23 protein-coding genes are annotated in these 23,364 nt (G+C 69.3%); 14 read left to right on the forward strand and 9 right to left on the reverse strand.

Annotated features, from left to right (window positions below; genetic code table 11):
• Positions 1 to 42: 42 nt before the first annotated feature.
• The gene (locus BST38_RS00055; RefSeq protein ID WP_083141191.1) at positions 43 to 1,068 is read right to left on the reverse strand and encodes an alcohol dehydrogenase catalytic domain-containing protein; all 1,026 of its coding nucleotides are present in this window, start codon (positions 1,066 to 1,068) and stop codon (positions 43 to 45) included.
• 101 nt (positions 1,069 to 1,169) lie between these two features.
• Here BST38_RS00055 and hpnE point away from each other — a divergent pair, with 101 nt between their 5' ends.
• Positions 1,170 to 2,549: a hydroxysqualene dehydroxylase HpnE gene (gene hpnE / locus BST38_RS00060; protein ID WP_083141192.1), complete on the forward strand. Its 1,380-nt coding sequence runs from the start codon at positions 1,170 to 1,172 to the stop codon at positions 2,547 to 2,549.
• Positions 2,550 to 2,582: 33 nt separating this feature from the next.
• Here hpnE and BST38_RS00065 read toward each other — a convergent pair whose 3' ends face one another.
• The 3 genes from BST38_RS00065 to BST38_RS00075 all read right to left on the reverse strand — a co-directional run bounded on the left by BST38_RS00065 (position 2,583) and on the right by BST38_RS00075 (position 6,701).
• Positions 2,583 to 3,674: a GGDEF domain-containing protein gene (locus BST38_RS00065; protein ID WP_083141193.1), complete on the reverse strand. Its 1,092-nt coding sequence runs from the start codon at positions 3,672 to 3,674 to the stop codon at positions 2,583 to 2,585.
• A 141-nt stretch (positions 3,675 to 3,815) separates the two neighbouring features.
• A complete protein-coding gene (locus tag BST38_RS00070) occupies positions 3,816 to 5,177 on the reverse strand; it encodes an NAD-dependent succinate-semialdehyde dehydrogenase (RefSeq protein ID WP_083141194.1) in 1,362 nt (453 codons plus the stop codon).
• A 12-nt stretch (positions 5,178 to 5,189) separates the two neighbouring features.
• Positions 5,190 to 6,701, reverse strand: a complete 1,512-nt coding sequence (locus tag BST38_RS00075; protein ID WP_083141195.1) for an APC family permease — start codon at positions 6,699 to 6,701, stop codon at positions 5,190 to 5,192.
• 168 nt (positions 6,702 to 6,869) lie between these two features.
• Here BST38_RS00075 and BST38_RS00080 point away from each other — a divergent pair, with 168 nt between their 5' ends.
• The 9 genes from BST38_RS00080 (at position 6,870) to BST38_RS00120 (ending at position 15,001) form a co-directional block, all read left to right on the forward strand.
• Positions 6,870 to 7,610: a FadR/GntR family transcriptional regulator gene (locus tag BST38_RS00080; RefSeq protein WP_083141196.1), complete on the forward strand. Its 741-nt coding sequence runs from the start codon at positions 6,870 to 6,872 to the stop codon at positions 7,608 to 7,610.
• Positions 7,607 to 8,362: a cache domain-containing protein gene (locus BST38_RS00085; protein ID WP_083141197.1), complete on the forward strand. Its 756-nt coding sequence runs from the start codon at positions 7,607 to 7,609 to the stop codon at positions 8,360 to 8,362. The genes BST38_RS00080 and BST38_RS00085 overlap by 4 nt, the downstream gene beginning before the upstream one ends.
• Positions 8,363 to 8,471: 109 nt before the next feature.
• Complete coding sequence (locus BST38_RS00090; RefSeq protein ID WP_083141198.1) at positions 8,472 to 9,674, forward strand: cytochrome P450; 1,203 nt, start codon at positions 8,472 to 8,474, stop codon at positions 9,672 to 9,674.
• Between the two features lie 14 nt (positions 9,675 to 9,688).
• On the forward strand, positions 9,689 to 9,877 hold the full coding sequence (locus BST38_RS00095) for a ferredoxin (protein WP_083141199.1): 189 nt from the start codon (positions 9,689 to 9,691) through the stop codon (positions 9,875 to 9,877).
• A 6-nt stretch (positions 9,878 to 9,883) separates the two neighbouring features.
• A complete protein-coding gene (locus tag BST38_RS00100) occupies positions 9,884 to 11,269 on the forward strand; it encodes a glutamine synthetase family protein (protein ID WP_083141200.1) in 1,386 nt (461 codons plus the stop codon).
• Complete coding sequence (locus tag BST38_RS00105; protein ID WP_083141201.1) at positions 11,233 to 11,982, forward strand: ABC transporter substrate-binding protein; 750 nt, start codon at positions 11,233 to 11,235, stop codon at positions 11,980 to 11,982. Before BST38_RS00100 ends, BST38_RS00105 begins: the two co-directional genes overlap by 37 nt.
• Positions 11,983 to 12,696, forward strand: a complete 714-nt coding sequence (locus tag BST38_RS00110; protein ID WP_083141202.1) for a gamma-glutamyl-gamma-aminobutyrate hydrolase family protein — start codon at positions 11,983 to 11,985, stop codon at positions 12,694 to 12,696.
• Complete coding sequence (locus BST38_RS00115; protein ID WP_083141203.1) at positions 12,693 to 13,499, forward strand: gamma-glutamyl-gamma-aminobutyrate hydrolase family protein; 807 nt, start codon at positions 12,693 to 12,695, stop codon at positions 13,497 to 13,499. The genes BST38_RS00110 and BST38_RS00115 overlap by 4 nt, the downstream gene beginning before the upstream one ends.
• Positions 13,496 to 15,001 (forward strand): PucR family transcriptional regulator, encoded by a 1,506-nt coding sequence (locus BST38_RS00120; RefSeq protein WP_083141204.1) that lies wholly within the window; start codon positions 13,496 to 13,498, stop codon positions 14,999 to 15,001. The genes BST38_RS00115 and BST38_RS00120 overlap by 4 nt, the downstream gene beginning before the upstream one ends.
• Here the strand turns inward: BST38_RS00120 and BST38_RS00125 are convergent.
• From BST38_RS00125 to gabT, 4 genes are read right to left on the reverse strand one after another with little or no spacing between them, the layout of a single operon-like run.
• Positions 14,943 to 16,067, reverse strand: coding sequence for a CaiB/BaiF CoA transferase family protein (locus tag BST38_RS00125; RefSeq protein WP_083141205.1), 1,125 nt, complete (start codon positions 16,065 to 16,067; stop codon positions 14,943 to 14,945). The two genes, BST38_RS00120 and BST38_RS00125, sit on opposite strands and share 59 nt — an antisense overlap.
• Positions 16,064 to 17,530, reverse strand: coding sequence for an aldehyde dehydrogenase family protein (locus BST38_RS00130; protein WP_083141206.1), 1,467 nt, complete (start codon positions 17,528 to 17,530; stop codon positions 16,064 to 16,066). The genes BST38_RS00125 and BST38_RS00130 overlap by 4 nt, the downstream gene beginning before the upstream one ends.
• On the reverse strand, positions 17,527 to 18,735 hold the full coding sequence (locus BST38_RS00135; RefSeq protein WP_083141207.1) for an acyl-CoA dehydrogenase family protein: 1,209 nt from the start codon (positions 18,733 to 18,735) through the stop codon (positions 17,527 to 17,529). The genes BST38_RS00130 and BST38_RS00135 overlap by 4 nt, the downstream gene beginning before the upstream one ends.
• Positions 18,736 to 18,769: 34 nt before the next feature.
• Positions 18,770 to 20,122: a 4-aminobutyrate--2-oxoglutarate transaminase gene (gene gabT / locus BST38_RS00140; protein WP_083141208.1), complete on the reverse strand. Its 1,353-nt coding sequence runs from the start codon at positions 20,120 to 20,122 to the stop codon at positions 18,770 to 18,772.
• Between the two features lie 139 nt (positions 20,123 to 20,261).
• Between gabT and BST38_RS00145 the strand changes: the two genes are divergently transcribed.
• From BST38_RS00145 to BST38_RS00155, 3 genes are all read left to right on the forward strand, one after another.
• A complete protein-coding gene (locus tag BST38_RS00145; RefSeq protein WP_165761536.1) occupies positions 20,262 to 20,801 on the forward strand; it encodes a cysteine hydrolase family protein in 540 nt (179 codons plus the stop codon).
• A gap of 108 nt (positions 20,802 to 20,909) precedes the next feature.
• On the forward strand, positions 20,910 to 21,158 hold the full coding sequence (locus BST38_RS00150) for a CDGP domain-containing protein (protein WP_083141210.1): 249 nt from the start codon (positions 20,910 to 20,912) through the stop codon (positions 21,156 to 21,158).
• A 44-nt stretch (positions 21,159 to 21,202) separates the two neighbouring features.
• Positions 21,203 to 21,556 carry a Fe-S protein gene (locus BST38_RS00155; RefSeq protein ID WP_083141211.1) on the forward strand — a complete coding sequence of 118 codons (354 nt, stop codon included), beginning with the start codon at positions 21,203 to 21,205 and terminating at the stop codon, positions 21,554 to 21,556.
• Here BST38_RS00155 and BST38_RS00160 read toward each other — a convergent pair whose 3' ends face one another.
• Complete coding sequence (locus tag BST38_RS00160; RefSeq protein WP_237160620.1) at positions 21,557 to 22,342, reverse strand: SDR family NAD(P)-dependent oxidoreductase; 786 nt, start codon at positions 22,340 to 22,342, stop codon at positions 21,557 to 21,559. It abuts the gene before it with no gap.
• 117 nt (positions 22,343 to 22,459) lie between these two features.
• Here BST38_RS00160 and BST38_RS00165 point away from each other — a divergent pair, with 117 nt between their 5' ends.
• The gene (locus BST38_RS00165; protein ID WP_083141213.1) at positions 22,460 to 23,347 is read left to right on the forward strand and encodes an alpha/beta fold hydrolase; all 888 of its coding nucleotides are present in this window, start codon (positions 22,460 to 22,462) and stop codon (positions 23,345 to 23,347) included.
• Positions 23,348 to 23,364: the final 17 nt, after the last annotated feature.

Below are 23,364 nucleotides of genomic sequence, written 5' to 3' on the forward strand. Positions count from 1 at the left end.
CGACGCCCCGGCCTCGCGGCCGGGGCGTCGTGGTGTTCGAGATCAGGGTCGCAGTTGCACTTTGAGGTGCTCGCCGGAGCGGGAGAACGCCGCGGCATAGGCCTGCGCGGCGTCGTCCAACGCCATGGTGCCGGTGAAGATGCCGTCGACGTCGAGCCGGCCTGCCCGCAGGAGCGGGATGAGTTCGGGCCAGGTCTGCTGCACGGGGGCGGTGGTCATCCGGATCGTCAGGCTGCGCAACAGGCAGACGAGCGCGGGCAGCGGATACGGCGCGAGATCGTGGACCCCGACGACGGACACGGTGCCACCGGCGCGGACGCCCGCCAGTGCGTCGTCGATCGAGGCGTCGGTGCCTACGGCATCGATCACCGAATCGGCGCCGAGACCACCGGTGGCCTCCAGGAGGGCCTGCGCCGCCGGGGCATCCAGTGGTGACGCTCCGACCGCCGCGGCGCGTTCCCGGCGGGCGGCGACCGGATCGACCGCGAACACCGTTCCGGCGCCCAGGACGAACGCGCTGCGGATCGCGCACTGGCCGACCGCGCCCGCGCCGAGGACCGCGACGGTGCCGCCGACCGGGATGTCGGCGCGCTTGGCCGCGGCCCACCCGGTGGCGAGGTTGTCGGTCAGCAGCAGCGCCTGTTCGGTGTTCAGGCCGTCGGGGATCGCGAGGAGCTGGAACTCGGCCGCGGGGACTGCGAGAAGCTCCGCCTGCGCTCCGCCGAGCAGTCCGGAACCGAAGATCTGCGGTCCGTGGACGCAGCGGATCGGGTCCGTCGTCGCGCATCCCGGGCAGCGCCCGCAGCCGGTCACCGAGGACACCAGGACCGCGTCACCCTTCTTGAACCGGGTGACCTCGGGACCTGTCTCGGCGACGATGCCGACTGCTTCGTGGCCGATCGACACGGGCTCGCCGATGGGGTAGTGGCCGTCGAGGAAATGCAGGTCGGATCCGCAGATCGCGGTCGCGGTGACCTCCACTATCGCCCCGTCGGGCCCGGGGAGCGTCGGATCGGGACGGTTGACGACGGAGATGGTGTGCGCGCTGTCGACGACCACGGTGCGCATGGCTGTCCTTCCGGCCGTGAATACGCTACGAGGGGTAACGTAACTGGGGACGCGGCGGCGCGCAACGTCCTGGTCCCGGCGGCGCACTCTACGATTCCGGCATGACCGCATCCCCGGTACAGCATGTCGTGGTGGTCGGCGCGGGCCTGGCCGGGCTGGCGTCGACGGTGTGGCTGACCGAACTCGGCTACCGGGTGACGCTGCTGGAGAGCAACGGTTCGCTCGGCGGGCGCACCATCGGATTGACCAGCGGGCACGGCGATGCCGTCGAGAACGGGCAGCACGTGTTGGCGGGATCGTACGAGAGCATCTTCCGCTATCTGGATTCCATTGGCACCCGCGATCTTCTGGAGTTCCCCGACCAGTTCGGTGTCCGCTACCCCGGCGGGCATGCCGAACGGTTCGGGATCCGGCCGGCGAATCTGCGGCGCATGCTGCTCGGCCGGGTGCGGGGCCTGTCGATCCCGATCCTGTTGCGCGCCACCCCGGCATGGGCCCGGTTGATGCGCGACGTGATCAGGTTCGACGACGAACTCGACGACATCACCGTCGACGAATGGTTCGACCGGGTGGGCTTCCCGCACGAGGTGCGACGCATCCTGCTGCACTCGATGGTGATCGGTCTGCTCAACGAACTGCCGCACCTCGCCTCGGCGCACGCGTTCGCCGCGCTGCTGCGTACCGGGGCCGACCGGGTCCGGCGGTTCGGCAGCGGTGCGGTGCGGATCGGTTATCCGACGGTCGATCTCGACACCCTCTACCTCGCCGGTGCGCGGCGGGTGATGGCCGAACGCGGAGTGGACGTGCGGCTGCGCACCCGCGCGGTGTCGGTGACGACCGATGGGAAGCGCGCGACCGGTGTCACGCTCGGCGACGGATCGACCGTCGAAGCCGATGCGGTGGTGCTCGCCGTTCCGTCGTGGAATCTGCGGTCGCTGCTCGACGAGGTGCCCAGTGCGGAGGATGCGCGGTTGTCGGCCAAGAAGCTCGAACCGATTCCGATCATGAACGCCTACGTGCTGCTGGACCGCCCGCTGGGCACCGTGGCGCCGTGGGAGTCGTTGCTGGACAGCGATATCGGCTGGGTGTTCGACCGGGACCACATGCACGGGCCGCGGCCCGACGGCAACCACCTGTACGCGCTGACCACGTGCGCGGCCTACGACTTGATGGGACTCAAGAACGCCGAGGTGGCCGACCGGCTGGTCGCCGCGCTGCGGGCCAGTTACCCGGCGGCGGCCGACGCGTCGGTCCTCGACGTCACCGTGATCCCGTGGCCGAAAGCGACGTTCTCCTCGCGGGTGGGGATGTCGACGATCAGGCCCGCTAACCGCACCGCGTTGCCGAACCTCGCGCTGGCCGGGGACTGGACCCACAACGACTGGCCGACCACGATGGAAGGTGCTGCGCAAAGCGCTTCGCGGGCAGTCGATCTCGTGCACGAAGCATTGCGCGGGGCAAGCCGGGCGAGCGGGCGCTGACGCCGGTGCGGTGACGACGGGGGAGCGGCCGGGTCAGGCGATCTCGGTCGCGGCCTTGGCTTTCTTGTCGGCGTACATGAGCTCGTCGGCACACGCGATGAGCGCGTCCAGCGGGCGGATATCGGTCGGCGGGATGTCGACCGCACCGATGCTTGCCGCCACCTGATACGGCCGTGCGCCCTCGCCCTTGAACCGCCGGAACGCATCCCTCAGGCGCGCTTTCAGCGCAACGGCGCCGTCCGGGGATTCGGGCACCAGCACACAGAACTCGTCACCGCCGAGCCGCGCGACGATGTCGGAGGCCTGCGTGGTCTTGCGGAGTACCTCGGCGACGTCGGTGAGGAGGTGGTCGCCGGTGTCGTGCCCGGAGCCGTCGTTGACCTTCTTGAGGCCGTCGACGTCCAGGAATGCCAGCACGCAGTGGTGGCCGTGGGTGCGCGCGGTGAGCAGCGCCGCATTGGCGAGAACGTGGAATCCCCGGCGATTGTGGAGCCCGGTCAGATCGTCGGTCAGCGAGAGTTGGCGAATCTCCTCGTTGGCGCGTTCCAGCGCGGCGGTGCGCTCGTGCACGCGCTCTTCGAGTTCTGCGTAGAGCCGCACGTTCTCCATCGCGATCGATGTCGCGTCGGCCAGGGCCTGCAGCAGTGACACCTCCCGGGCCGTGGGTTGGCGTTGCTGCGCCCAGTAGTTGCCGATCGCACCGACCGGGTCCAGCGTGCGGATCGGCACCATGACCAGGCTCTTGACGAACGTCGGGCGGTACGCCTCACGCGGGATGCGGTCGTCGACGTAGATGTCCGGGACCACCGCGGGGCGACGGTTGAGCATCGCCCACCCGCTGATGCAGGCCTCGATCGGGAATCGGCTGCCCTTCCACAGCGGCGCGATGGCATCCTCGTCGAGGTAGAGGCATTCATCGTCGGTGCGCAGGACGAAGGTGGCACCGTCACAACCGGTCAGTTCGCGTGCGGATCGGCGGACGATCTCCTGGACCTCCGGCAGGCTCCGGGCCAGGGACAGCTCTTGGACCGCCTGCAGGAGCCGTGCCATCCCGCTGACGTACTCGATGTCGGGCGTATCCGCGGCCACGCCGCCGGAAGGCGAGGTCGCTGGTGGGGTGCCCATGCGAACCTCCATCACCAGCGGCCGCCGCTTCTCGACGAACCTGGGCAGAGATTACACCGGCGCAGCCGAGCTGACGCGACGTCAGTCCAGGTGAAGGCCTTTCGAGGCGGCGTCTACGTCACGGCCGTGAGGCCGGTGGTGTCAGTCCGCGACGCAGTAGACCTGCTTGTTGACGAACTCATCGATTCCGAGTGCGCCCAACTCGCGGCCGAAGCCGGAGCGTTTCACCCCGCCGAACGGGATGTCGGGCCCTTCGCCGGCGGGCGTGTTGACGTTGACCATGCCGGCCTCGAGGCGCTGGGCCACATTCTCGGCGCGTGCGGTGTCGGTGCTGAACACCGATGCGCCGAGCCCGTAGGCCGACGAGTTCGCCAGTGCGACGGCCTCGTCCTCGTCCCGGACGCGGTAGACGACGGCGACCGGGCCGAACAGTTCCTCGGTGTAGGCGCGCATCTCCGGCGTGATGCCGGTGAGCACGGCCGGGGTGTAGAACGCCGCCGGAGCCTCGCAGAGGTCACCGCCGACGTGCAGGGTCGCGCCCTTGTCGACGGCGTCGCGGACCTGAGCGGCCAGGATCTCGGCCGCCCGCCGCGACGACAGCGGCGCGATGTCCTCCGGCGTGAGACCGCCTGCCAGTGTCACCAGTTCGGCGACGAAGTCCTCGTAGAGATCGTCGGCGACGATCATCCGCTTGTTGGAGTTGCAGGCCTGGCCCATGTTGTAGATGCGGAATTCCCATGCCGTGCGGGCGAGTTCTCTCGCATCCCCGTCGAGCACGATGAACGGGTCGGAGCCGCCCAACTCCAGCAGGCACTTCTTCAACGCGCGGCCGGCCGTCGCGGCGACCGTGGCGCCCGCCCGCTCGGAGCCGGTGACCGAAACCCCCTGCACCCGGGGGTCGTTGATGATGGTCTCGACCTGGTCGAAGGACGCGAACAGGTTGGTGTAGACGCCTTCTGGCACCCCTGCGTCGCGCATCAGGTCGGCGATGGCGAGCGCGCACTGCGGCACGGACTCGGCGTGTTTGAGCAAAATCGTATTACCGAGAACGAGATTCGGTGCCGCGAAGCGGGCCACCTGATACGTCGGGAAGTTCCACGGCATCACCCCGAGCAGCACACCGACCGGGCGGCGCTGCACCACCGCGGTCCCGCCGGAGAACGACGGGATCCGCTGATCGGCGAGCAACGCCTCGGCCTGGTCTGCGTAGAACTCGAAGATCGATGCCGAGAACTCCACCTCGCCGGTGCCCTCGTCGAGTTTCTTGCCCATCTCGGTGCGGGTCAGCTCACCGAGATCCGTGGCGCGTTTGCGGAACAGCTCGCCGACGTTACGGGCCACCTCCACTCTGTCTTTGAGCGGTTGCTCGCGCCAGGACCGGTAGGCGTCGTCGGCCTTCGCGACGGCTGCGGCGATCTGATCGTCGGTCGCGGTGTCGAACGTCTTCAGTACCTTGCCGGTGGCGGGGTCGACGGTCGCGTACGGCGGTTGCGTGGGGCTCACGGAGCGTCCTTACTACTTCTGGGCGGGGATGGCATCGGCGTAGGGTGCCGTGCTCTTGTCGTGCAGCGGGTGGATCGTCATGTATATCAACCCGATTCCGATGACGACGGCAGCTGACAGCGGCACGATCCAATTGTCGTACCACGGGGCGTCCGGCGTGCGGGGCCAGGCCATGTTGATCATCGCGATCAGGCCGTACACCAGCGCGGCGATGTTGACGGGCACACCCCACTTGCCGAGCGAGTACTTGCCGCTGGGCACCCAGCCCTTCAGGCGGGCCCGCAGTGCGGCCAGCACCACCATCTGGAAGCCGATGTAGATGCCGAGGGCGGCGAAGCTGATGATCTTCGTGATCGCGTCGGTGGAGAACTTCGAGCCGACGATGATCACCGCGGGAACCGCGGCGGCGAGCAGCAGCGCGTACGGCGGAACGTGGCGGGTCGGCGAGAACTTCTTCAGAAGCGTGTGGCCCATGATCATCTCGTCGCGGCCGTAGGAGTAGGCCAGTCGGCTCGCAGCGGCCTGCAGGCTCATCGCGCAGGACAGGAACGACAGCAGCACGATCACCAGGATGATCTTGGAGCCGACCGGGCCGAACGCCTCGCCGAGCACGGTGCTGACCGGGTCGGTGTCCTCCCCGGCGATCACCGCGGGGATGTCGGCGACGGCCAGGACCAGCGACAGACACACGAAAGTGGCTGCGGCACCGCCGATATAGATGGTGCGGCGCATGGCCTTCGGGATCAGCCGGCCCGGATCCCGGACCTCCTCGGCGACGTCGCCGCACGCCTCGAAGCCGTAGTACTGGTACAGGCCGATCAGTGCCGCCGCGGCGAACGCCCACATGTAGTTGCCGTCGCCGCCGGCACCCATGCTGTCGAAGATGACACTGAAGTTCTGCTCGCGGTGGGCGATCAGCAACCAGCCGCCGACGACCAGCGCACCGATGATCTCGGCGCTGAAACCGATGATCGCTGCTTTGGCAAGCACTTTCGTGCCCATGAAGTTGATCACGGTGGCCAGCGCCAGCAGCACCAGGGAGAACACAATGACGTTGTTGACGGTGGCTTCGATACCGAATGTGGCGGCGATGAACGGCCCCGAGCCGTAGGTCACCGAGGCGATGGTGACCAGCAGCGCCACCAGATAGACCCATCCGGTCATCCACGCGTACTTGCGTCCCCACAGCCGGCGCGCCCAGGGGTAGACGCCGCCCGCGACGGGGTACTGCGCGACGATCTCGGAGAACACCAGCGCGACCAGCAGCTGGCCGACGCCGACGATGAGCAGGCTCCAGATCATCGGCGGCCCGCCGGTGGCCAGTGCGAACGCGAACAGTGTGTAAATGCCGACGACGGGGGACAGGTAGGTGAAGCCCAGCGAGAAGTTCGCCCAGGGGCTCATGTCCCGTTTGAACTCCGATTTGTAGCCCAGTGCGTGCAGGTGCGCCGCGTCGCTCTGGTCGTGGAAGTCGTAATAGCCCTCGGCGTCGCTGCCGGTGGCGCCGGAATGTGTGGTGGACATGGGCCTGCTTTCTGCCGGTGGTTAGGGACGCAGGAATCCGATGGAGCGAAAAACTACAGTCCTATTGTTTAACCGGCAACAGGAACGGAAGAATTGGTCGAAAATCGGGTAGATTCCCCGACGGCAGGGCAGGTCAGGGCCCATCGCGGGTAGGCGGAAGGAGCGCGGGTGTCGTCGTTGTCGCCGCTCGTGGCCGCCGAGGCGCCGGTCGGTCGCGCCGACGAGATCGTCCAGCGCATCACCGAGGCGATCCACCTCGGGCTGCTCGACGACGGTGAGCGGCTACCGGTCGAGGTCGACCTCGCGGCGCAGTTCGGGGTGGCGCCGATGACGGTGCGCGAGGCGCTGGCGACGCTTCGTGAACAGGGGCTGGTCGAAACCCGCCGCGGTCGCAGCGGCGGATCGTTCGTCCGGCGTCCCGCGGGACCGCCGGTGGACAAGCTGACCGCCCGCCTCGCGGCGATGAGTGCCTCGGACATCAGGGACCTGTTCGACGAGCACACCGCGGTGTCCGGGCAGGCGGCCCGGCTCGCCGCCGAACGGGCGGCACCCTATGCGGTGCGCCGGTTGTTCGCGCTGACCGACCAGCTCGGCGCGGCCGCGACGCTGGGTGACCGGATCCGCGCCGACAGCCGCTTCCACATCCAGGTCGCGATCGCGTCGCAGTCCGCACGCCTCGCGCGCCGGGAGGCGAACCTGCAGGCCGAGGTCGCCGGCCTGGTCTGGCTGCCGATCGGCCAGCAGATCGACGTCGCCGCCCACGTCGAGGAGCAGCATGCGATCGCCGCCGCGGTCGCGGCCGAGAACGCCGAGGAGGCGCGCAGGCTCGCGGAGGCCCATGTGATGGGTCAACTCGCCCGCTTGACCCAGGTGAACCTGGACCTCACCGCGACGGGGGAGGCGTCATGATCCCGACCACGTCGGCCGCCGTTCTGGCCGAGGAGGCGTCACGGCAGCTGGAGCCGCTGTACGGGATGCTGCGCGAGATCGCCGACGAGGTGCTGCGCATCCGGCCGCCGCGGGCGGCGCTGACCGAGGCGCACTTCAGCGGGCTGCACCGCAGGCTCGCCGACCGGTTGCACGACGAACACGCGGTCTGGGGGATGGGGTTCATCGCCGCGCCGTTCGTCGTCGAGGATCAGGAGCGCTATCTGGCGTGGTGGCAGCGCAACAACAACGACCGGGTCGCCCGGCTGCGGCTGAACTTCGACCCGACCAGCATCGACGTCTACGACTATCTGCAGATGGACTGGTATCAGCTGGCGAAGCGGGGGCAGGCGCGGGTCGCCTACGGGCCCTACGTCGACTACAGCGGGTCGGACATGTACACCATCACCGCGACGATCCCGGTCGTCGCCGACGGCGCCTTCCTCGGGGTGGCCGGCGCCGATCTGGTGGTCGGCGAGATCGAGCGCACGTTGCTGGAGGTGTTGCGCCAGACCGACGATGACGCGGTGGTGGTCAACACCGAGCGGCGCGTCATCGCCGCCAACACCGCCCGCTGGGTCGTCGGCTCCCGCCTGGCCGCGGTGCCCGCGGTCAGCGCGCAGCCGGACCCGCACGCCTTCCGCCAGGTCGCGGAGATGCCGCTCGGAACAGGCTGGGTGGTCGCGATCGGCTGGCCTGAAAGCGCTCAGGCGTCGCCGGATTCGCCGGCTTAACGCGCCGTTACGGACTGTTAACGAGCAACCCCGTTCCAGCTGTTGACATTAAGCATCTACTTCTAGAGTATTTAGGCACTGTTAGGTGGCTCTCTCGGAGGTAACACTGATGACGTCGACCACGCTCGACTCTGTTCCGAGCTTCCGGGTCTCGGATCCGTCGTTCTCGATCACCTCGGAGCAGGTGCATGCGGCGCGGGAGCTCAGCTGGTACGCCACCACCGAGTACGGCCTCGCGGTGCTGCGGTACGAGCAGGTCAACCGGCTGCTCAAGCATCCGAAGCTGCGCCAGGGCAGCGGGGCGTGGCCGGCGCACAACGGCGTCACCGAGGGGCCGTTCGCGCAGTGGTTCGCCAGCTGGATCCTCAACAAGGAGGGCGAGGAGCACCACCGTCTGCGCAGGCTGATGAACCCGGCCTTCTCCAACAAGCTGATCGGCGGCCTGGTGCCGCGGTTCCAGGCGCTGGCCGCGGAGTTGATCGACAATTTCGCCGAACCGGAGCGCTGCGAGTTCGTCAGCGAATTCGCCGAACCGTACGCGGCCCGCGTCATCGCGATCATGCTCGGTATCCCTGAGAGTGAGTGGAAGGTGATCTCCACCGAGTCCTCGACGATCGGCCTCGCGCTCGGGGTCACCATCAAGGAGGACCTGCCCAAGATCGAGGCGGCGCTGGCCACGCTGTACGCGTACTGCGACGAGCTGATCGCCGACCGGCAGGCCAACCCGCGCGACGACTTCGTCACCACCCTGGTCAACGCGTCGCGCCCCGAGGATGGACGGCTGTCGGACACCGAACTGCGAGATGCCATGGTGCTGTTGATCTTCGGCGGCTTCGACACCACCCGAAACCAGCTCGGCCTGGCGATGCAGACCTTCATGAAGCATCCCGATCAGTGGCGCCTGCTCGCCGAGCGGCCCGACCTCGGCGGCAAGGCCGTCGAGGAGGTCATGCGGGTGAACCCGACGGTGCGGTGGGTGACCCGCGAGGTGCTGGAGGACTTCGAGTACGAGGGCGTCATGCTGACCGCGGGCACCACGGTTCACCTCTACAGTGAGTCGGCGGGCACCGACCCCCGGGTGTTCGAACCGGGATTCGACATCACCGCTGAACGCAAGCCGCACTTCGGATTCGGTGGCGGAGCCCACCACTGCCTCGGCCACTTCGTGGCCCGCTCGGATATGAGCGAGGCGCTGCCGCTGCTGGCCCGCCGACTGCGCGACCCTCACCAACTACCCGGTGCGACCTGGCTGCCCGACTCGGGCAACACAGGTCCGATCACGCTGCCCATCGGCTTCACGCCCGCCCCCTGAAAGGAACGCCGGACATGCACGTCACCGTAGATCTCACGAAATGTCAGGACCACGGCCAGTGTGCCATCGCCGCCCCCGCGGTCTTCTGGCTCAACGACGACGGACATCTGGAATACGACGGCAATCCCGATGATTCGGAGCGCGGCTACATCGAGGACGCCGCCGACGTCTGTCCCGCCCAGGCAATCTTCATCAAGGATTGAGCGGCGATGACCATCACACCTCTTGACCTGCACCGCGAGGCCAACGCGTCGAGCCCGGACCTCGCCGAAGCGCTGTCTGTGATCGCCGAACGCGGTGTCGAATACGTGTACTTCCAGGCGATCACGATCACCGGCCGGGTGGTCGGCAAGGTCGCGCCCGCGAAGCACTTCGAACGTCTCGCGATCCGCGGGGTGCAGCAGCACCAGACCGCGGTCGCGAACCTGCAGGGCACCCGCGAGGGTGTGCTTCTGGCCGGAGGGGTGAACGCCCCGGAATACACGGCGGTCCCGGACCTCGACACGTTCGCGGTTCTCCCGTGGGACACCAGCTTCGCGCGGGTGTTCTGCCGGCTCTACGAGCCCGACCACCTTCTCGAGCGGGCGGGTGCCGAATTCGCGTGTGACACCCGCGGATTGCTGCGCCGGATGCTGACCGGCTTCGTCGATCGCACGGGTCTGGAGTTGCGCACCGGCTGCGAACCCGAGATGACCTGGCGGGGCGAGGGACTCGAAGCCCAGTTCCGTCCCGGATCCAGCCCGGCGTATCACATCGAGCATCTGGAGCGGAACCGCCCGATCGTCAAGAAGGTCATCGAGTACGCCCAGGCGCTCGGCCTCGACATGATCGAAGGCGACTACGAGGACGAGTTCCAGGTCGAACTGAACTTCATGTACGACCGGGCGGACCTGACCGCCGACCGGCTGACCACCTACCGGCAGGTCTGCAAGCAGGTCGCCCGGGAACTCGGCATCGAGGCCAGCTTCATGCCCAAACCGGCCACCGGAATGATGGGCAACGGCTGCCACCACAACTTCAGCCTGTGGCGCGACGACGTCAACGTGCTGGCAGAACCCGGCCGCACCGAACTGCACCTGTCCGAGCTGGGCAAGCACGCGCTCGGCGGGCTGCTCGCACACTCCGCCGGCGCCATGCTGATCAACGGCTCCACCGTGAACTCGTACAAACGATATTGGGACGCAGGCCAGTTCGCGCCGTCGCGGATCAACTGGGGCCTGGACAACAAGACCTGCACCGTCCGGCTGTCGACGGTCGGGCGCCTGGAGTACAAGCTGCCCGACGCCGCCGTGAACCCGTATCTGTCGCATGCGGTGATCCTCGCCGCCTGCGAGGACGGGATGAAGAACGCGACCGATCCCGGTCAGCCCACCCAGGGGTCGTCCTACGACGCACCCGTCGACGGACGTTTCCCGGCACTGCCGCTGACCCTCGGCGAGGCGATCGGGGCGTTCCGTGCCGACGAGGTGCTCAATCAGGCCTTCGGGCCGGAACTGTCGTCGCTGCTGGTCGATTATCACGCCGACGAGTGGGCTCGTTTCTGTGGACACGTCACCGAATGGGAGCGCGAGATGTATTGGAACGACACGCCGTGACCGGGGCATCGAACCCGCTGCGCCTGGCCTGCCTGGACGCGGAGGCGCCGCCGCTGTTCACGCTCTGGACTCCGCAGGACGGTCGGCAGGGCTATGAGCCCGGTGTCGCCGAGATCCTGGGCGCCGAGCTGGGTCGCCCCGTCGAGTGGGTCCGGGTGCCGTGGGTCGACATGATCCCGGCTGTCCAGCGCGGCGACGCGGACGCGGTGCTGTGCGGGCAGGGGATCACCGCCGAACGGCAGGCGCAGGTCGATTTCACCCGGCCCTACGCGGTCTTCCACGAAGGGGTGCTGGTGCGCCGCGGGTCCGGGATCTCCTCACCCGAGGATCTCGTCGGCCGCAAGGTCGCCGCGATCGAGAACAGCACCAATATGGCTCTGGCGCAGACGTTCACCGGTGCGCAGCCGGTGCCGTTCGGTGCCGGGTCCGACGACGTGTACGCCGACATGCTGGCCGCGCTGCTGGCCGGCGAGGTCGACGCGGTGGTCGACGACGACGTCGTGTTCGTGCCGCTGGGTGCCACCCATCCGGATTACGAACTGGCCTTCACGGTGCAGACCGGCAACCGGTGGGGTATCGCGGTGGCCAAGGACCGGCCCGACACTCTCGCCGAGATCGACGGGGCGCTGGGCCGGCTGATCGAATCGGGGCGCCTGCGCAAGGTGTGGGAGCAGTGGCTGCCGACCCTCGACTACCCGTTCGCGGGGGAGTGAGTGGTCAGACCGCTGGTCGCGGTGATCGGGCGCCGGGCGGCGCAGGTGCCGATCCTGCGTTTCTCGGCGACGCTGGCCGCCGAGGCGATCTGCGAGGCGGTGTGGGCCGCCGGCGGTGAGCCGGTGGTGCTGCACGGGCCCGCGGCCGATCCGCTGGCCGAGATGCCGGGCAGAATCGCCCGTTTCGACGGTGTGCTGCTGCCCGGCGGCGCCGATGTCGATCCGGGCCGCTACGGCGCGACACCGGTGCCGGAGACCTGCGGGGTCGTCGAGTTCCAGGACGAGCTCGACCTCGGCGTCACCCGCGCGGTGATCGACCTGGACCTGCCCGCGCTGGTGATCTGCCGGGGCATGCAGATCCTCAACGTCGCGCTCGGCGGCACCCTGGTCCAGCACGTCGTCGAGACGGACACCGCGCATCACAACGGCGTCCACCCGGTGCACGTCAAGCGGGGATCCCGGCTGCACGCGATCGTCGGCGCTCAGACCATCGACGCGTCGTCCTACCATCATCAGGCCATCGATAGGCTGGCCCCCGGCCTGGCCGTGTGCGGGCTGGCCGCGGACGGGGTCATCGAGGCGGTCGAACACCGCCATGCCGACCTCGTCGCGGTCCAGTGGCACCCCGAGGACAGGCACGCCACCTCTGAAACCGATGCCGCGCTGTTCGCCGATCTGGTCGACAGGGCCCGCAAGAGAAAGGAATCGCGATGACCATTCGGGTACGTCGTGAAGACGTCATCCCGAACCTGCCTGCGCCGCCGTCACCGCGTGCTCACGTGTGTGTGCTGGCGTCGCTGAACTTCCCCGGCATCGACGAACACGACGCGGGGTTGGTCACGCGGTTCACCAGGGTCGCGTTGGCGACGCTGACCGAGCTCGGCGCGACCCATGAGCTGTGGGACACCACCGCCGCACTGCAGGATCCCTCTGCCGCAGCGGATTTCGACGGCCTGCTGTTGCTCGGCGGCGGAGACGTCGACGGCTCCTGCTACAACCTGGGCGCCGCGATCCCGAACGCGTACGGCGTCGATCTGCGCGCCGACCGCGATGCGTTCGCCGCGATCGCCGCGGCCGAGGCCGCCGGCCGGCCCGTCTTCGGCATCTGCCGCGGCTCCCAGCTGCTCAACGTCGCCCGCGGCGGCACCCTGATCCCCGACATCGCCGACTTCACGCTGCACCACGGCGGGCCGGGGGAACCGGTGTTCGTCGACGAACCGATCGACGTCCTGCCGGGGACGCGGCTGGCGTCGATCCTGGGCACCGATCGGGTGATCGGCCGCAACGGGCACCATCAGGCTGTCGACCGACTGGGCGAGGGTCTGGTCGTCGCGGCGCGGGCGCTCGACGGGATCACCGAGGGCATCGAGGACCCCGAGAAGTTCTATCTCGGCGTGCAGTGGCACCCCGAGGACGAGGACGGCCCGGTGGGCGACCGGATGAGGCTGTTCGACGCGTTTGTGACGGCCGCGGCACAGGTCCGGGAGCAGGCCGGCGCGGTAGCGTCACAGGGGTGATCACCGCCCGTCGGCTGTGTCAGGTCGACAGTCTCGGTCTGGCACTGGTCGCGGGCGCTCAGGCCGCCGACCGTCCGATCGCGTGGGCGCACGCGATCGAATTGGCCGATCCGACACCGTATCTGGCCGGCGGAGAGCTGGTGATGACCACCGGGATCAACATCGGTCCCGACGCGGCCGCGCAGGCGGCGTACGTCGCGCGCCTCGCCGACGCCGGGACGGCGGCGCTGGCCGTCGACACCGGTACCACGCTGACCGCCGTGCCCGCCGGTGTGCTCGCCGCGGGAGACGAGCACGGCGTGCCGATCCTGCGGGTGCCCGCGGCGACGCCGTTCATCGCGATCTCCCGTGTCGTGATCGACGCGGTCAAGGCCGATCAGCTGCGTTCGGTGCAGCGCATCGTCGATCAGCAGGAGGTACTGACCCGGGCGACGCTGCGGGGCGGCGTGCCCGGGGTGGTCGCGGCGCTGGCCGACTGCCTGGATGCGGTGGTGGTGGCCGTCGCCGCCGACGGCCGCGAACTCGCCGCGGGCGGAACGGCCGACGCCGGCGTCATCTCGGCGCTGTCGGAGGCGGCCGGGGCGGTGCGTGAACGCGGCGCGGCGGTCACGCCGGCCGGTGACTCGCTGCTGACGATCCAGCGTCTTCGCGCCGCGCAGGCGCTACGCGGCCACCTGGTGGTGCGCACCCCGGGGCCGCTGTCGGATGCCGGCCGACTCCTTGTCTCACACGCGGTGTCGCTGATCTCGATCGCGCTGGAGAAACCCGCGCGCGTGCAGGACGCCGAGCAGCGGCTGCGGGCGGCGGTGACACGGGAACTGCTCGGCGGCCGCGCGACCGTCGACGACGGCCTGCTCCGGTACTTCGGTTTCGCCCCCGGTGCACAGGTCGTGGTGGTCGTCCTGCACGGGACCGGGCCGTTGCTGGCCGCCGAGGAGGAGCTGGGCCGCCCCTTATCCGATGCCGGCCCGTACCTGATGACGGCGGCGGGCCCGGAGATCGTCATCGTGCTGCCCGCCGACGGCAGCCGGGCCAGGATCCGCGCTCTGGTCGGTGGGCCCGATGCGCCCGCCGGGGGAGCGAGCCGGCCGGTCCCGATCGGCGACATCGGCACAGGGCTGGAACAGGCGCGGGTCGCCGCGGAATCGGCTGCCGGACAGTTCGCCGAGTACGCCGACCTCGGACCGCTGGCCGCACTGCTCGACGGCCGCACCGACGGCGAATTACGGTTGCTGGCCTCGGTGTTGGACCCGCTGGCAGACGCCGACGAGGATCTTATCGACACGCTTGCGGCGTTCCTGCGGCACAACGGCCAGATGGAGGCGGCCGCGGCCGAGTTGCGGATCCACCGCCACACGCTGCGCGCCCGGATCCGCCGCATCGGTCACCTGCTCGGCGACGATCTGGCCTCGGTGGATTCGCGGACGCAACTGTGGTTGGCGGTCAGGGCTTTTCGTCTGTTGCGCAGCCGCCGAGCGGCGGCGGGCCGCACCGATAGCTGACCGGGGTCGCCGACATCGTGACGGGGTTGGCGACCTGCGGAGCGGGACTACCCGGGACGGCCACCGTCGCCTCGATACCCAGTCCACGGGCGAATGCGAACGCCTCGGACAGGTCGTTGATCGGGCCCGCGGGCACCCCGACCGCGCTCAGCCGTGCATACCAGTGATCGGCGCCGTGCGCCTTCAACGCGGGTATCAGCAACGCGCACAGATCATCTCGATGAGCCACCCGGGCGGGATTGGTGACGAAGCGCGGGTCATCGGCCAGTTCGGGCAGCCCGAGCGCGCTGGTGAAGGCCCGGAACTGCTTGTCGTTGCCCACCGCGAGCGCGATAGGCCGGTCGGCGGTGTCGAACGTCTGGTACGGCGCGATGCTGGGATGGCGGTTGCCCATCATGCCCGGAACCACCCCCGCACCGAGAAAGCCTGACGCCTGATTCACCATCGAGGACAGCAGCACCGACATCAGATCGGTGTCGACGCGCTGGCCCTCACCGGTGCGGTCACGATGATGCAGTGCGGCCAGGATGCCGGACAGCGCGTGCAGTCCGGCCAGCACATCCACCAGCGCGACACCGGCCTTGGTCGGATCGCCGGGTTCGGTGCCGGTCACGCTCATCAGCCCGCCGACGGCCTGTACCAGCAGGTCGTAGCCGGGCAGCGCCGCGCCGCCTCCGCGGCCGAAACCGGTGATCGCGCAATAGATCAGGTCGGGGCGCACCGTGCGCAGGTCGTCGAACCCGAGCCCGAGTCGCTCCATCGTGCCGGGACGGAAATTCTCGACGACGACGTCGGCGCCCGCGACCAGTTCGCGGGCCTGCCGGCATCCGTCGGGATCCGCCAGATCCAGTACCACCGAGCGCTTGTTGCGGTTGACGGCGTTGAAATAGGTAGCCACCCCGGACGCGTCGTAGGGCGGACCCCACGCTCGCGTGTCGTCGCCGGTGCCGGGACGCTCGACCTTGATGATCTCGGCGCCGAAGTCTCCCAGCATCATCGTCGCGTACGGCCCGGCCAGCACCCGGCTGAAGTCGACGACCACCACCCGGTCGAGCGCGCCGGTCATGCCCCGGGCCGCCCGCCGCGCAGATACACCGTGGTGGTGTGGGTGAAGAATTCCCGCGCGGCGCCGCCCTGCTCCTTGGGGCCCAGTCCGCTCTTCTTCGCTCCACCGAACGGTACGTGCGGATCGGCGCCGGCGGATTCGGAGTTGATATGCAGCACCCCGACGTCGATGCGTTCCACCGCCTCGAGTGCGCGGGTCATGTCCTGGGTGAAAACCGCAGCCGAGAGCCCGAATTCGCTGTCGTTGGCGAGCGTGAACGCCTCCTCGGCATCGGCGGCGCGGCGGATCGCCAGCACGGGTCCGAACAGTTCGTCGGTCCACACGTCGGCCGGTGTGGCCCCGAGTTGCAGCACCGTCGGCGCGACGAAGTATCCGTCCGCCAGCGGGCCGTCCTGATAGGGCCGGCCGCCGGCCAGCACCGTCGCGCCCTGGCTCATCGCGGTGTCGATGCCCGCGATGATCGACCGCTGCGCGGAATCGCTGACCACAGGACCCATCTGGGTCGCGTCGTCGATCGGGTCGCCCACCCGCAGCGTCCGCGCCTGCGTGAGCAGCGCATCGCAGAACGCGTCGGCGATCCCGGCGGTGACGATCAACCGGGACGTGGCGGTGCACTTCTGGCCGGTGGACCGGAACGCGCCGAGCATCACCTGTTCGACGGCGAGATCGAGATCGGCGTCGTCGAGCACCACCGCGGCGTTCTTGCCGCCCATCTCGGCTTGTGCGGGCACCCCTCGGGCAGCTGCCGCGGCCGCGATGCGGCGGCCCACGGCCGTCGAACCGGTGAACGTGATCCCGTCCACCCCTGGGTGATTCACCAGCGCGTCGCCGATGTCCGAGCCGCCGATCAACAGGTTCAGCACTCCCGGCGGCAGGCCCGCCTCGGTGAGCGCCTCGGCGAGCCGGATCGCCAGCAGCGGGACGGTGCTGGCCGGCTTCCACACCACGGTGTTGCCGTAGACCAACGCCGGGGCGATCTTCCATGCCGGAATCGCGATCGGGAAGTTGAACGGCGTGATCACCCCGACGACACCGAGCGGTTTGCGGGTGATCAGGATCTGCTCACCGGCGCGGGGTGACGCGTAGATCTCGCCGGCCTGCCGGTCGCCCTCGTTGCCGTAGTAGCGCAGGATCTGCGCGGCGCGGCGGACCTCGCCGACGCCCTCCGCGCGCGTCTTGCCCTCTTCGGTCGCGAGTTCGTGGCCCCAGGTCTCGGCGTTGCGCTCGACGATCGCCGCGGCGGCGGTCAGCAGCGCGCCGCGTTGGTGCACGCCGAGTGCGGCCCACGACCGCGCGGCCGCGGCGGCCGCACCGACGGCCGTGTCGACGTCCGCGGCGAGCGCGGCCGAACCCTCGGCGACCACGACGGCCGGGCGGGCCGGGTTGACGCTGCGCAGCGCCTCACCGGTGCCGGGCCGCCACTGGCCGGCGATCAGGTGCCGGACCGGTGCGGGCGCGGTCATGCGCGGAACGCCGCGTGGCCGGTGAGTGCCTTCCCGATGGAGAGCAGGTGCATCTCGGAGGTGCCCTCGTAGGTCAGCACCGACTCCAGGTTGTTGGCGTGGCGCAGCGGCGAGTACTCCAGCGTGATCCCGCTGCCGCCCAACAGGGTTCGGCATTCGCGCGCGATGGCGATGGCCTCCCGCACGTTGTTGAGCTTGCCGAGGCTGACCTGTTCGGGACGCACTCCCTCGGCGTCCTTGATGCGGCCGAGGTGGATGGCCAGCAGCATGCCCTTGCCGAGCTCGACGGTCATGTTCGCGAGCTTCTCCTGCGTCAGCTGATAGCTCGCCAGCGGGCGGTCGAACACATCGCGGGTCTGGGTGTAGGCGATCGTCGTCTCCAGGCTGTCGCGCGCGGCGCCCAGCGCACCGAACACGATGCCGAACCTGGCCTCGTTGAGGCACGACAACGGTGCGCTCAACCCGATTGCCTCCGGCAGCTGTGCAGAGGCGGGCAGCCGGACGTTGTCGAGGACGAGTTCGGAGGTGATCGACGCCCGCAGCGAGAGCTTGCGGTGGATCGCGTTGGCGGTGAAACCCGGGGTGTCGGTGGGCACCAGGAAGCCCCGAATGCCGTCGTCGGTCTGCGCCCACACCGTGGCGACGTCGGCCAGGTTGCCGTTGGTGATCCACATCTTGGTGCCGTTGAGCACCCAATCCGCGTTTTCCCCCGAGCCGTCGCGCTTCGCGCGGGTGCGCATGCCGGCCGGATTGGACCCGAAATCGGGTTCGGTCAGGCCGAAGCAGCCGATCGCGTCACCCGACGCCAGCCGCGGCAGCCACTCGTTCTTCTGCTCCTCGGAACCGTACCGGTAGATCGAGTACATCGACAGCGAGCCCTGCACGGAGACGAAGCTGCGGAACCCGCTGTCGCCGGCCTCGAGCTCCATGCACGCCAGCCCGTAGCTGACCGCGTTGGTGCCCGCGCAGCCGTAGCCCTGCAGGTGCATGCCGAGCAGGCCGAGCTCGCCGAAGCGTTTGCCGAGCTCCTTGGGCAGGGTGGCCGACTCGAACCATCCCTCGACGTTCGGCTTCAGTTCACTGTCCACGAATTTGCGTACGGTGGCGGCGATTTCGCGCTCGTCCTGATCGAGCAGCCGCGCCGTGTCGAACAACTCGAGCGGTTCGTAGACGGACTTCTTGGTGGGGGCGGTGGTGGTGGACATCGGGTCTACTCCTGATGGTGACAAGCGAAGGTGGTTACAGCGACGCGAATCCGTCGCGGATGACATCGAAGGCTTCGGTGAGCAGCTCGTCGGAGATCGACAGCGGGGGCAGGAAGCGCAGCACATTGCCGAAAGTACCCGCGGTCAGCACCAGCACACCGTTGTCGTGGCAGTGCCTGGCCAGGGCGGCCACCGCGTCCTTGTGAGGTTCGCGGCTGCCCGGCTTGACCAGTTCGACCGCGATCATGGCGCCGCGGCCGCGGATCTCCCCGACGATGTCGGTGCGCGCGGCGATGCCGCGCAGTTCGCGGGTGATCAACTCGCCGATGTCGCGGGCCCGCCCGATCAGATCGTTGCGCTCGATCTCGTCGAACACACCGAGCGCGGCCGCACACGCGACGGGATTGCCCGCGTAGGTGCCGCCGATGCCGCCGGAGTGCGCGCGGTCCATGATGTCGGCGCGGCCCGTCACCGCGGCCAGCGGCAAGCCGCCGCCGAGGCCCTTGGCCGTCGTGATCAGGTCGGGCACCAGGCCCTCGTGCTCGGAGGCGAACCACGCGCCGGTGCGGGCGATCCCGGTCTGCACCTCGTCGGCGACCAGGAGGATGCCCCGGTCGCGGCAGAAGTCGGCGACCGAGCGCAGGAACCCCTCGGCGGGGACGATGAATCCGCCCTCACCCTGGATCGGTTCGACGACGACGCACGCGACCTGGTCGGCCCCGAGTTGCGCGTCGATCAGGGTCTGGAACTGACTGAACGCCTCGGCGGCACAGTTCTGCGGGCCCGACGGCCACCGGAACGGGTAGGCCATCGGCGCCCGGTACACCTCGGGGGCGAACGGGCCGAAGCCGTGCTTGTAGGGCTGGTTCTTGGCCGTCATCGTCATCGTCAGCAGCGACCGGCCGTGGAAGGCGTGGTCGAACACCACGACGGCGTCGCGTCCGGTGGCGATGCGGGCGTACTTGACGGCGTTCTCGACGGCCTCGGCGCCCGTGCTGAACAGCGCCGTCCGCTTCTCGTGGTCGCCCGGGGTCAGCGCGTTGAGCCGCTCGGCGACCTCGATGTACGGCTCGTACGGGATGTTCAGGTAGCAGGTGTGCGTGTACCGGGCCAACTGCTCGGCCGCCCGGCCGACCACCGACGGCGCGGAGTTGCCGACCGTGGTGACCGCGATACCGCTGCCGAGGTCGATGAACGAGTTTCCGTCCACGTCGACCACGACACCACCGCCGGCAGCGGCGATGAACACCCCGGCGGCGCTGTTGAGCCCGGCGGGCAGGGCCGCGGCGCGGCGCTGGGCGAGCTCGACGGAGCGCGGTCCGGGGATCTCGGTGACTATGCGGCGGGTCTGCGCGAGCGCGGGACCGCCGACCAGGGAGGTCGTCATGGGAAAAGGGTATGAACGTCGGGCGGCGACTGATATGTCCGATTGGGACAGCGCGCGCACCGATGCTGTACACGATGGCGAGATCATGGGTTGTTCTTGACGTGGATTAAGGAGCCGCGGCGTGGATATCAATAGCCCCATGAGTGAGACCGCGCTGCTTGTCATCGACATGTTCAACACCTACGACCATCCCGACGCCGAGCAACTCGCCACCAACGTCGCCGGGATCGTCGAACCGGTCAGCGACCTGATCGCCCGCGCCTCCGCGCACGACGATGTCGCGGTCGTCTACGTCAACGACAACTATGGCGACTTCGCCGCCGAACCGTCCGACATCGTCAAGGCCGCCGTCGAGGGCGCCCGCCCGGATCTGGTGCGGCCCGTCCTCCCGGGGCCCGGCGCCCGCTTCCTGACCAAGGTCCGGCACAGTGCGTTCTACGCGACGTCGCTGGACTACCTGCTCACCCGGCTCGAGACGCGCCGGATCATCCTGGTCGGCCAGGTCACCGAGCAGTGCATCCTCTACTCCGCGCTCGACGGCTACGTCCGCCACTACGACGTCGTGGTGCCGCCGGACGCGGTCGCGCACATCGACTCCGACCTCGGCAAGGCGGCGCTGGCGATGATGGAACGCAACATGAAGGCCGAACTGTCGGCGGCCACCGACTGTCTGCCCTGAACCCGAAATGGGTAACCACATCTAGCGGAGGCCGGTGCGCCGTCTCCAGCTCATCTGGCCTCCCGGGGGTGCGTCCGCTCAACGCGGACGTGGGGAAGGAGTGACGAGATGACAACACGACAGATTCTCGGACTGGGCGCCGTGATCGCGCTTCCGGCGGCGGCACTGGTGGCCGCGGCGCCGGCGGGGGCGCAGCCGTGCGTCGGGCCCAGCACCGTGATCGCCGGGCACGGCGGCGGGCGCTGCGACAGCCCGCCCGGCCCGGACGGCTCGTTCACCCGGTGCGACACCGTCTACGTGTTCGGACTCGGGGGCACCAACTGCTATCAGGTGCCCGCGGGGACACCGCCGATCTGAGGCTGATCCCGGGTTCCGGGCGGTCGGTGTTGTAACCTCACGGCATGGAAGTACTACGGTCTGTAGTTGTCTTGCTGCACATCGTCGGCTTCGCCGTGATGTTCGGCGCGTGGGTCGCCGAGGCGGCCGCCGGCCGCTTCCGGACCACGCGGGTGATGGACTACGGGCTGCTGGTGTCACTGGTGACCGGCCTCGCGCTGGCGGCGCCCTGGCCGGCGGGCATCGAGCTCAACTACCCGAAGATCGGGATCAAGCTGGTGATCCTGGTCGTCATCGGGGCGTTGCTCGGCATGGGCAGCGCGCGGCAGAAGCGCACCGGCGAAGCGGTGCCGCGGCCGATGTTCGCCGCGGTCGGGGTGCTCGCCTTCACGGCGGCGGCGCTGGCCGTCATCTGGTAGTCAGTCCCCGCCGAGGCCCATCAGGTCGGTGACGTGGTGGTCGCGGCCGGCGGTGTAGCCGCCGTCCACCGCGATCGCCTGGCCGCTGACGAAACTCGCGTCCGGCGAGACCAGGAACGCCGCAACCGCCGCCACCTCCTCGGGGCGGCCGAACCGGCGCAGCTTGTGCTCGTGGCGCAGCTCGCCGCGCGGACCCTCCATCCCGGGCAGGCCCATCACCGAATCGAACAGCGGGGTCTCGACGAAGCCGGGGCAGATCGCGTTGGCGCGGATTCCGCTGGGGCCGTAGTCGATCGCGGCGTTCTTGGTCAGCAGCACGACGCCGCCCTTGGACGCGTTGTACGCGCTGCCGCCTGCGGTGCCCTCGAGTCCCTCGACGCTGGACAGCGTCACGAGCGCACCGCGTTCCCCGTCGACCCGCTCCTGGGTGATCATCTGGGCCAGCGCGGCCCGCATCACCACGAACGTGCCTTTGAGGTTGATGTCGACGACGCGATCCCATTCGTCGTCGGGCACCAGGTGGATCGGCCCGCCGCCGCCGACCCCGGCCGAGTGCACGACACCGTCGAGGCGCCCCGCCCGCTCGACGACAGCGGCGACCGCACGCCCGACCGTCTCGGCATCGAGCACATCGCCTTCCAGATAAGGGAACTCGCCGGGGGATTCCGGCGCGAGGTCGAGGCCGACGACGGTGGCGCCCTCGCCGATCAGGCGGCGCGCGGTCGCCGCCCCGATACCCGATGCCGCGCCGGTCACCAGAACGCCCCTGCCGGTCAGACCTTTCACGCGGTCAGTATGGCGGCAGTCGCGGGCGGCGAGCGTGCGCCGAAGCGCGCGACACGCCGCGCGGGCGGGTGCAGACACGCACGCTCGCGGAGCGGGGGACGGGCTTACCATCCGGGGGTGACCGAGACGATCGGGGCACCGGAGCCCTTCGTCGCCGACGGCTACGGCGGTGTGCGCATCGTCGCCGACCGGCGCGGCGATCCCGCGTCGCGTGCCGTGGTGTTCCTGCACGGCGGCGGACAGACCCGCCGGTCCTGGGACCGGGCCGCCGCGGCGGTGGCCCGGCGCGGATGGCAGGCCGTCACCGTCGACCTGCGCGGCCACGGTGAATCCGACTGGTCTCCCGACGGCGACTACCGCGTCGCGAGCTTCGCGGCCGACGTCGGCGAGATCCTCGCGCAACTGCCGCCGCGGCCGGTTTTGGTCGGCGCGTCGCTCGGTGGCATCACCGCGATGCTGCTCGCCGGGGAACAGGCGCGGGGGATCGCCGCCGCGGTGGTGCTCGTCGACATCGTGCCCGACATGGACCCGACGGGTGCCGAACGCATCCATGCGTTCATGGCCGACAAGATGACGGACGGGTTCGCCTCCCTCGACGAGGTCGCCGACATGATCGCCGAGTACAACCCGCACCGGCCACGACCCGCCGACCTCGACGGGTTGCGAAAGAACCTGCGCCGCAGGGGCGATCGCTGGTACTGGCATTGGGATCCGCAGTTCATCGACGGCACCGCGACCAACCCGCCGCTGGAGGTCACCGACACCGAGCGCCTGCACGACGCGGTCGACCGGATCGTCGCCGACGGTGTGCCGATGCTGCTGGTGCGCGGTCAGGTCAGCGATCTGGTCAGCCAGGATCGCGCGGCGCAGTTTTTGGCGCGCTTCCCGCAGGTCGGTTTCGTCGATGTCGAGGGCGCAGGCCACATGGTCGCGGGCGACCGCAACGACCTGTTCGCCGGCGCGGTGCTCGACTTCCTTTCGCAACGCGAAGTCGCGAAACCCTGACCATCCACTGATCCGTC

Origin of the sequence: Mycolicibacterium parafortuitum, from assembly GCF_002086815.1 — a bacterium.
GTDB lineage: Bacteria > Actinomycetota > Actinomycetes > Mycobacteriales > Mycobacteriaceae > Mycobacterium > Mycobacterium parafortuitum.